This is a genomic window from Mesorhizobium sp. M0621, assembly GCF_040320745.1.
Taxonomy (GTDB): Bacteria; Pseudomonadota; Alphaproteobacteria; order Rhizobiales; family Rhizobiaceae; genus Mesorhizobium.
Genome location: NZ_JAMYQF010000008.1, coordinates 122,452 through 131,782, shown reverse-complemented (window position 1 = coordinate 131,782; position 9,331 = coordinate 122,452). Strand labels below are relative to the sequence as shown.

Sequence of the window (9,331 nt, the reverse complement as noted above, 5' to 3'; positions counted from 1 at the left end):
CTTGCCCGCCACCCGCGAAAGCCGGGACTAAATCCCGGCTTGCTGGTCAACGTGCCGGTACCGGAGGAGTTCCTGATTTCCGGGGCGAAACCGTCACCCCTTTTTTCGAAACCCTGCGATCCACTTCCGGTGGGAGCCTTTGTCTCGATCACACGTTCTAACCGGAACGCGAACCGGAACTGTGAGAGGTCGGCAGAATGTATTTCATTGCGTTGGCGACGGACTATGACGGCACACTGGCTCATGACGGAATCGTCGCCACGAAAACGCTCGTTGCTCTTGAGCAGTTCAAGAAAAGTGGCCGCAAGCTGGTTCTGGTCACCGGGCGCGAACTGCCCGATTTGAAGCGCGTCTTTCCCGAAATCGGCCTGTTCGACAAGGTCGTCGCCGAGAATGGAGCGCTGATCTACACACCGGCCAGCGAGGAAGAACGGGTGATTTCGCCATCGCCGGAACCCAAATTCGTCGCCAAGCTGAAGAAGCATGGCGTCAAGCCGCTTTCGGTCGGGCGATCGATCGTCGCTACCTGGGAGCCCCATCAGGCCACCGTGCTCGAGGTCATCAAGAAACTGGGGCTGGAGCTGGAAATCATCTTCAACAAGGGCGCGGTGATGATCCTGCCGAGCGGCATCAACAAAGCCACCGGACTGACCGCGGCACTGCAGGATCTTCGGCTGTCACCACACAATGTGGTGGGTGTCGGCGACGCCGAGAACGATCATGCCTTCCTGCAGGCATGTGGCTGCAGCGTCGCCGTCGACAATGCAATTCCCGCCGTCAAGATCACCGCCGATCTGGTCATGCGTGGCGCCCGTGGAAAGGGCGTGGAGGAACTGGTCGACAAACTGATCAAGCGCGATCATGAGATCGTGCCGAGGCGCCATGACGGCATCGTTCTCGGATCAGCCGGCGGCGACGAGATCTATTTGTCGCCAACCGATACGGTCCTCATCGCCGGCAGTTCGGGCATCGGCAAATCCACCCTGGCCACCGCGCTGACGGAGCGCTTCGTCGAGAGCCGGTTTCAGTTCTGCGTCTTAGATCCCGAGGGCGATTATGACGGTCTCGAAGGCGCCGTTCGGCTGGGAGACGGCTCCAGCGCGCCGACAAAGGCGCAAGTATTGGATCTGATCGCCAAGGCCGATAGCAACATCGTCGTCAATGGACTGGCCCTGCGCGTCAATGAGCGGCCGGATTTCTTTGCCGACCTGCTGCCTGGCCTCAGCAGTTTCCGCCGTCGCACCGCGAGACCGCATTGGCTCGTCATCGACGAAGCACACCATCTCCTGCCCAAGCGGCGCGATGATACGCGGACGGTCCTGTCATTGGAATTGCCGGGCACGATCCTGATCACCGTTCATCCGGAAGCGATCTCGACCGACGCCTTGCGCCTGGTTACGGCCATCATTGCGCTTGGCCCCAAGGCGAAGGACGTCGTCAAGGTCTTCTGCAAAGAGGCCGGCATCGAGCCGCCAAAGGAGATTTCCACGCCCAAGGGCGATCGCGTGTTGTTCTGGCGGCCGCAGAAAGGCAAAAAACTTGCCATGGTCAAGGTGATCGAGCCGCGCCAGTCGCTCAAGCGGCACAGCCGCAAATATGCCGAGGGGCAACTCGATGAGGCGGGCAGCTTCTATTTCCACGGTCCCGACGACGCGATGAATCTCAGGGCCCACAATCTGATGATTTTCGTCCAGATGGCCGAAGGCATAGACGACAAGACCTGGGAGTTTCACCTGCGCGCCGGCGACTACTCCAAATGGTTCCGCCAGCAGATCAGGGACAAGGAGCTGGCACGGGAAACGGCCGAGGCGGAAAAGGACGAAACGCTTTCAGCCGAGGAAAGCCGCAAGCGCGTGCTCGACGCGGTTCGGCGGCGATATACGGCACCCGCCACGGCGCCGGAGGAATAGCCAGTGTTCAAAAACCTCAAATGATCAGTTGGTCTATCCTGATCGGCAGATCGCGAATGCGCTTGCCAGTGGCATGGTATACGGCGCTGGCCACGGCCGCCGCCGTCCCGACATTGCCAAGTTCGCCCAATCCCTTGACGCCGGCTGGGTTGACGTCCAGGTCGACCTCCGGAACAAGGATGACGTCGACCTGTTTGATGTCCGCGTTGACCGGCACCAGATAATCTTGCAGGTCACGATTGACATAACGGGCGTTGCGCCGGTCGATTTCCGTCGCCTCGTGAAGGGCCTGGCCAATACCCCAGATCATGCCGCCCATCAGTTGGCTGCGCGCGGTGCGCGTGTTCATGATACGCCCCGCGGCAAAGGCACCGACGATGCGCGGCACCCGAATTTCGCGTGTGTAACTGTTGATGCGGACTTCGACGAACTCGGCGCCAAAGGCATATTTCACCGAATCCTTGTCCTGATCGCCGCCGTGGAATTCCGCCTGCCCGGCATAAAGTTTCTTCAGTGCTTCCGGCGTCGAACCCTTTGGCGCAAATTCGGCGTATTCTTCTATGGCGCCGATCTGCATCGCCTTGAAGACATCCGACAGCTTGGCGGATTTGCCGCCGCTGGCCACGATTTTCTCTCGCTCCATTTCCAGCTTGGCATTGCCGGAACCAGCCAATGGCCCGTCTCCAGCAACGGCTGCCGCGAAAAGTTTTCCGCGCACGGCGTCACAGGCCTTCAGAACCGCCGAGCAGACGCTGGCCGTTGAAATCGAGCCGCCCGAGACCGGCGCCGGCGGCAAGGCGCTGTCGCCCATCTCGACGCTGACCTTGTCCATCCCTATCCCAAGACGTTCAGCCGCCATCTGGCCTGCCACGGTGCGCACACCGGTGCCGATCTCATGCGAGCCACACTGAACGCGAACCTGGCCATCGGCCGTCAGGCGGACACGGGCCGCGCATGGCGCGCTGGCCGTTGGATAGATGGCGGTCGCGCAACCCATGCCGACCAGCCAGTCGCCGTCGCGCATCGACCCAACCGCGGCATCGCGCTTCGACCAGCCGAAGGCTTGCGCAGCCTGGTCATAGCATTTGACCAGCGACCGGCTGGAGAACGGCTTGCCGCCGATCGGCTCTTTTTCAGGCTCGTTGACACGCCGAAACTCGACGGGATCCATCCCGAGCGCCACGGCCATTTCGTCCATGGCGTTTTCGAGCGCGTAGACATAGGGCGTCTCGGGCGGCGAGCGCATGTAGCCCGGTGTGTTGCGATCGGCATGGACGAGCGAGACGTGAGTGAGCACCGAGCCATAGTTGTACATGCGGCCGGTGGCTGACGTGCCGCCGACGACATAAGAGTCAGGGCGTGATGTCACCTCCCAGCCCTCATGTCCGAACGCCGTGATGCGGCCGTCCTTGCCGGCGCCTATGCGGATTCGATGCCGAGTCTCGGCGCGATAGGTCTGGGTGTTGAAAGCCTGCATCCGGTTGACGACGCAGCGTACCGGCCGTCCAACACGCTGCGCCGCAACCGCGACAATTGCCGTGCGAGCGGTCATCGGCCCCTTGGAGCCGAAGGCGCCACCTACGTAAGGGCTGACAATCCGCACATTGGCTGGATCGATCTTCAACTGCCGGGCGAGTTCGATTTTCCAGCCGGTGACATTCTGGCTTGGCTCATGGACGGTGAGTTGATCGCCTTGCCACATCGCCGTGGTCGAAAACAATTCGATCGGATTGTGATGTTGTGTCGGCGTCGAGTATTTCTGGTCGATCTTGACGGCAGCGGATGCATAGGCGGTGTCGAAGTCGCCGGCTTTGACATCCTCCTTCAACATCGGGCTCTTGCCGGCCGCCGGTTCCACCTTCGCGCCTTTGGAATCGAAGCTGGCGCTGGGCGGGTCGTCTTCGTAATCGGCACGGATCAACATCGCCGCTTCTTCCGCCGCCTCGAATGTCTCGGCAACAACCATTGCGATGATCTGGCCGTCGTGGAAAATTGTCTTGTCGTGCAAGGGCGCGATGGAGCTTGCACCAGTGTTGCCAAATTTCGGCGTATCGGTCTTGTCCATGTCGCCGTAGGTCATGATGTCCAGCACTCCGGGCACGGCCCTGGCGTCATCCGTATGGAGTTTGGAAACCTTGCCCCGAGCGATGCTGCTGGTGGCAAGAGCACCATAAGCGACATTGGCTGTGGCGATGTCGGCCGGATAGCTGGCCTGTCCGGTAACCTTCAGGAGGGCGTCGATACGGACAACCGGTTCGCCTTGGTTTTCTTTTGGAACTGGCGCGGCTTGGTTCATGGCTCAGACCTTCATGTCGCGGGTTTCGAGCAACGCTCGCACCAGCGTGCGCTTGCCGAGCGGTACCTTGAACGCGTTGTGTTCTCGCGGTTTGGCATCGGCGAAAGCGGCGGCTGCGGCCGTTTCGGCCACATCCTCTTCCAACACCTTGCCTTGAAGCGCGTCCTCCGCCGCCCTCGCACGCCATGGCACGGTCGCGACGCCACCCAGCGCGATACGCGCGTGCCTGACAGTGTCTCCATCCATGTCCAGCGCAACCGCCGCCGAGGCCAGCGCGAACGCATAGGATTCGCGATCGCGTATCTTCAGGTAGTGCGAGCGACGGCTCCATGCCTCGAGCGGAACATCGATGGCGACGATGACTTCATCGGCGGCCAGATCCGTCTCGATGTCGGGCGTGTCGCCGGGAAGCCGATGCAGTCTGGCGAACGGGATCTTGCGCGGACCATGCCGTCCCTCCACCTCGACGACCGCATCGAGAGCAATCAGGGCTTGGGCGAAATCGCCGTGATAGGTAGCGATGCAGGCATCGCTGGTGCCGAGCACGGCATGCTGGCGGTTTACCCCTTCCATCGCGGCACAGCCGGAACCGGGCTCACGCTTGTTGCACGGCCAGGAGGTTTCACGAAAATACTCGCAGCGCGTTCGCTGCAGCACATTGCCGGCAAGGCTGGCCATGTTGCGAAGCTGGCCGCTGGCGGCGAATTTCAGGCTGTCGGCAAGGAGCGGACAACGATGCCTGACGTTGTTGTTATCAGCTGCTTCGCCCATGCGGACCAGCGCCCCGAACCGGATGGTATCATCGCTTACCCTGATCCGCCGCAGGGCAGGCTCGGCAAGATTGTTGAGGTCGAGCAGTCGCTCAGGCTGCGCGACGCCAAGCTTCATGTAGTCGGCCAGATTGGTGCCGCCGGCGATGAACTGGGTATTGGCCTGTGTCGGCGCAACATGCCTGGCGTCGAGGTGGGACGCCATGGCGATCGCCACCGAAACGCTCGTTGGTCTTTCATAGACGAAAGGATGCATCCTAGGCCCTCCTGATCTCGTCGCGTGCCTGAACGATCGCCGCGACGATGTTGGGGTAGGCAGCGCATCGGCACAGATTGCCGCTCATATACTCGCGGATGTCATTGTCCGACCCGGCATGGCCTTCGTTGATGCAGCCGATGGCGGACATGATCTGGCCCGGCGTGCAGTAGCCGCATTGAAAGGCATCATGGTCGACAAAGGCCTGCTGCACCGGATGCAACTCTCCGTCAGCTGAAGCCAGGCCTTCCACGGTCGTGACCTCGCGGCCTTGGTTCATGACGGCGAAGCTCAGGCAGGAGAGCACCCGCTTCCCATCGACAAGAACGGTGCAGGCGCCGCACTGACCGTGATCGCAACCTTTCTTGGTGCCCGTCAGGCCAACATGATCGCGCAGTGCGTCAAGCAGGCTCGTGCGATTGTCGAGCGCGAGGGTGTAGGCCTGCTTGTTGATCCGCATCGAAATCGTCGACAGATCGCGCGGCGCGGCCGCTTTGGCAGTCGGCGGCTCGGCGGCTTTTGTCGACGTGGCTATGAGCGGCATTGCCGCTGCTGCCGAAACAGAGCCCGTCATGAAGGAGCGTCTGCTCAGGCCGCTGGGATTTGTGGAATTGGACATGGCTGGCTTCCGGCTGGCTGAGGTCTCAAGCGGACCAAACTGCTCGCGGGAAACAAAGTTCCCTCCTCACGTCGCTGTGATCGCTGCTCTTGCAGAGGCGGTCATGCGGAACTTGAGCCGCAGGGCGGTGGTTGTCCTCGACAGGTTCCAAGGAAGGAGACGATCATGAGCAGTGATCGGAGCGATCGACGCAGCGATCAAGATGGTGATGAAGGCCCCGTCTTTTCGGCTGAGCAGGCGCGGCAAGGTGAGATCATCCTGCGAACCCGCACACGCCGGATCATCTTCGTCGCAGGCCTGGTCGGCATCGTAATCCTCATCGCGGTGGTCAGGTTCGCTGTCGGCTGATTGGTCAAGGCGTTTCCCCCTGCCGAAGGCAAACTACCTCTGCCAGCCCTGTCAGGAACCTTTGTGGACAGCTGTCGTTGACTTGAATCAAGAGCGGGCGGCGCCTTTGCTTGAGAGTTTTCCTGTGGACGCGAAAACGCAAACCAAAGAATCCGAAACCGGAGATACGCGCGGCACTTCGAGCAAGGCCAGATCGGAGGCCTCGCCAGAAAGAAGGAAAGATGCGGCGCGGACCAAGTCTTCCGATCGCGAACCGCGTAAAAAAAAGGCCGGCGACCAGGAGGCCGGCGAACCAAGGCAGCCCAGCCTCCTGAGTTCCCCCCGGCGGCATCCTTACGTGTCCGCTGCAATCCTGATCGTGCTGTTGCTGGCCGCCGTGGGACTGATCATGTGGTGGCTGAATGCTCGCCAGTATGAATCCACGGATGATGCCTTCATCGACGCCCGCACGATAACCATCGGCGCCGAGATATCGGGACGTATCACCGACCTCGCGGTGACCGACAACCAACCCGTCAAGGCGGGCGACGTCCTGTTGCGCATCGACGACAGCGACTATCAGGCCGCCCTCAAACAGGCCGATGCCGGCGTGGGCTCGGCGCAGGCCGACATTGTCGACGTCGAGGCTCAGATCGAAGCACAAAACGCAAAGATCGACGAAGCGCAGAAGCAGATGGCACAGGCCCAGGCAGCACTCGATTTCGCCAAGGCCGAGGACCAGCGCAACCGTGAACTTCTGGCCAACGGCACGGCCACCCAGCAGCAGGCACAGCAGGCCGCGTCGACGCTGCGCCAGGACCAGGCTGCTCTCGACAGCGCTGAGGCCAATCTGGCTGCCGCAAAAAGCCAGGTCACGGTCTTGCAGGCACAGACCAAGAGCGCCGAAGCCAAGCTAGATCAGGCCAAGGCCAACCAGGACCAAGCGCGCACCACGCTGTCGCGCACGACCATCACGGCACCTGTTGCCGGACGGGCAACCAGCATTTCGGTTGCCAAGGGCACCTATGCCCAGCCCGGCCAGGTGCTGATGATGTTTGTTCCCGACGAGGTCTGGGTGAAGGCCAACTTCAAGGAAACCCAGCTCGATCTGATGCGGCCGGGACAGCCGGTCGACATCGATATCGACGCCTATCCGGAAAGATCCTTCCATGGCCGCGTCGACAGCATCCAGGCAGGCAGCGGCACCGCCTTCAGCCTGCTGCCGGCCGAGAATGCCACCGGCAACTTCGTCAAGGTGGTGCAGCGCGTGCCGGTGAAGATCGTCTTCGATAAACCGCCCGGCGTGCTGCTGGGTCCGGGCCTGTCGGTGGTGCCGACAGTCAAGGTACGATGAGTGGCGAAATGGTCGGCGCCCAAAGCGAAAGCCGGTCGGCTGCTGGCGGGCGCAATCCATGGCTGATCGCGATTGTCGTCTCGATCGCGACCTTCATGCTGGTTCTGGACACCTCGATCGCCAACGTAGCGTTACGCAACATCGCCGGCAGCCTTGCGGCCGGGATGGACGAAAGCACCTGGGTGATCACCACCTATCTGGTCGCGAATTCCGTGATCATCCCGGTCAGCGGCTGGCTGGCCAGCGTGATCGGCCGCAAGCGCTACTACATGCTGTGCGTGGCGATCTTCACCACCGCATCGCTGCTGTGCGGACTGGCGCCAAATCTGGAATTGCTCATCCTGTTCAGGGTCCTGCAGGGCCTCGGCGGCGGCGGCATGGCGCCGAGCGAACAATCCATCCTTGCCGACACCTTTCCACCCGAAAAGCGTTCCCAGGCGTTCGCCCTCTACGGCATAGCCGTCATCGTCGCACCGACGGTCGGGCCGACCATCGGCGGCTGGCTGACCGACCATTTCTCCTGGCACTGGATTTTCTTCATCAACGTGCCGTTCGGCATCATGTCGCTCGCTTTGGTGCAGTGGCTGGTCGTCGAACCGGACGTGCTCGAGCGCGAACGCCAGGAGCGATTGCAAGGCGGCCTCAGGATCGACTGGGTCGGGTTCATCCTGGTGGCGACCGCGCTTGGCTGCCTGGAAATCTTCCTTGATGAAGGTCAGCGCAACGACTGGTTCGCATCGGGTTTCATCTTGACTTTCGCGGTGATTTCGGTGATCTCGTTCCTGCTGCTCATCCCATGGGAATTCAGCCACCGCGATCCGATCGTCGATATCCGCCTGCTGTTCAGCCGTCAGTTCGGCATGTCATTCCTGGTGATGATGGCGGTCGGCGCCGTGCTGTTCAGCACCACGCAGTTGATGCCGCAGCTGCAACAGACCGCCTTCGACTACACGGCGACCCTGTCGGGCCTTTCGATGATGCCGGGCGGCATCGCCATGCTGATGCTGATGCCGATTTCCGGATTTGCCGCCGGCTTCGTTCAGCCCAAATATTTGATCATGATGGGCATGTCGGTTGTGGTGGTCGCCCTGTGGCATATGACGTCGCTCACCCCGGATGCCAGCTTCCGCTTCTTTGCCTTTGCGCGCATCTTCCTGATGATCGGCCTGCCGTTCCTGTTCATCCCCATTTCGACTGCGGCTTACGTCGGTCTCGCTCCGCAGCAGACCAACCAGGCGTCGGCGCTGATCAACGTTGCCCGCAACATCGGCGGCAGCATCGGCGTGTCATTGTCCAACACCGTGATCGCTCAAAACGCGCAGCTGCATCAATCGAACCTTGTCAGCCATACCGCGCAATCGTCACCTGCCTATCAACAGGTGCTGCGTCAGGTGACCGAGCACTTCGTCGCTCAGGGCTCACCGATGGTCGAAGCGAAGCAGCAGGCGATCGGCTGGGTCGGGCAGTTGATTGCGCGCCAGGCTTCGCTGCTCGCCTATGTCGACGTCTTTCGGTACTGCGCAATCGCGGCCGCCCTGTTTGTTCCTCTCGCCTTGCTGCTGCGGTCTCCCAAACCAAAGCCCGGCGGGCGATAGTTCCACGCCTTGCGTGCATGTTGCGAATTTCCGATTGGAACTCCTCGCTCCATTGGAACTCGCCGGAACGTTCGTTTGGGGGCCGGCGTTGTCTCCAGTGCTGTGGACCGCGTCAACCGGGCACGGCGGTATGGTGAACAGGATAGTTTTCCCGGTTTCATATTCTGGCCAAGGAATGGCAAAAAGCATCTGTCCCGCCCGGTC

General features: G+C 61.4%; 7 protein-coding genes. 4 read left to right on the top strand and 3 right to left on the bottom strand.

The window, feature by feature from the left end; genetic code table 11:
* Window positions 1–197: 197 nt before the first annotated feature.
* Complete coding sequence (locus NKI38_RS08420; protein WP_352656353.1) at window positions 198–1,910, top strand: HAD family hydrolase; 1,713 nt, start codon at window positions 198–200, stop codon at window positions 1,908–1,910.
* Between the two features lie 16 nt (window positions 1,911–1,926).
* Here the strand turns inward: NKI38_RS08420 and NKI38_RS08415 are convergent, their stop codons facing one another.
* Genes NKI38_RS08415 through NKI38_RS08405 form a run of 3 tightly spaced genes read right to left on the bottom strand, consistent with a single transcriptional unit; the run spans window position 1,927 to window position 5,851 of the window.
* A complete protein-coding gene (locus tag NKI38_RS08415; protein WP_352656351.1) occupies window positions 1,927–4,206 on the bottom strand; it encodes a xanthine dehydrogenase family protein molybdopterin-binding subunit in 2,280 nt (759 codons plus the stop codon).
* A 3-nt stretch (window positions 4,207–4,209) separates the two neighbouring features.
* On the bottom strand, window positions 4,210–5,232 hold the full coding sequence (locus NKI38_RS08410) for an FAD binding domain-containing protein (RefSeq protein ID WP_352656349.1): 1,023 nt from the start codon (window positions 5,230–5,232) through the stop codon (window positions 4,210–4,212).
* A gap of 1 nt (window position 5,233) precedes the next feature.
* Window positions 5,234–5,851, bottom strand: a complete 618-nt coding sequence (locus tag NKI38_RS08405; protein WP_352656347.1) for a (2Fe-2S)-binding protein — start codon at window positions 5,849–5,851, stop codon at window positions 5,234–5,236.
* A 165-nt stretch (window positions 5,852–6,016) separates the two neighbouring features.
* Here NKI38_RS08405 and NKI38_RS08400 point away from each other — a divergent pair, with 165 nt between their 5' ends.
* The 3 genes from NKI38_RS08400 (at window position 6,017) to NKI38_RS08390 (ending at window position 9,127) form a co-directional block, all read left to right on the top strand.
* Entirely contained in the window at window positions 6,017–6,199 is a 183-nt protein-coding gene (locus NKI38_RS08400) for a hypothetical protein (protein ID WP_352656345.1), read from the top strand.
* Window positions 6,200–6,536: 337 nt separating this feature from the next.
* The gene (locus tag NKI38_RS08395) at window positions 6,537–7,532 is read left to right on the top strand and encodes an HlyD family secretion protein (protein WP_352656343.1); all 996 of its coding nucleotides are present in this window, start codon (window positions 6,537–6,539) and stop codon (window positions 7,530–7,532) included.
* A gap of 8 nt (window positions 7,533–7,540) precedes the next feature.
* Window positions 7,541–9,127: a DHA2 family efflux MFS transporter permease subunit gene (locus tag NKI38_RS08390; RefSeq protein WP_352656341.1), complete on the top strand. Its 1,587-nt coding sequence runs from the start codon at window positions 7,541–7,543 to the stop codon at window positions 9,125–9,127.
* The last annotated feature ends 204 nt before the right edge of the window (window positions 9,128–9,331 follow it).

Coding starts and splice junctions, on each gene's coding strand:
- NKI38_RS08420 (WP_352656353.1), top strand. CDS start 198: ATGTATTTCATTGCGTTGGCGACGGACTATGACGGCACACTGGCTCAT.
- NKI38_RS08415 (WP_352656351.1), bottom strand. CDS start 4,206: ATGAACCAAGCCGCGCCAGTTCCAAAAGAAAACCAAGGCGAACCGGTT.
- NKI38_RS08410 (WP_352656349.1), bottom strand. CDS start 5,232: ATGCATCCTTTCGTCTATGAAAGACCAACGAGCGTTTCGGTGGCGATC.
- NKI38_RS08405 (WP_352656347.1), bottom strand. CDS start 5,851: ATGTCCAATTCCACAAATCCCAGCGGCCTGAGCAGACGCTCCTTCATG.
- NKI38_RS08400 (WP_352656345.1), top strand. CDS start 6,017: ATGAGCAGTGATCGGAGCGATCGACGCAGCGATCAAGATGGTGATGAA.
- NKI38_RS08390 (WP_352656341.1), top strand. CDS start 7,541: ATGGTCGGCGCCCAAAGCGAAAGCCGGTCGGCTGCTGGCGGGCGCAAT.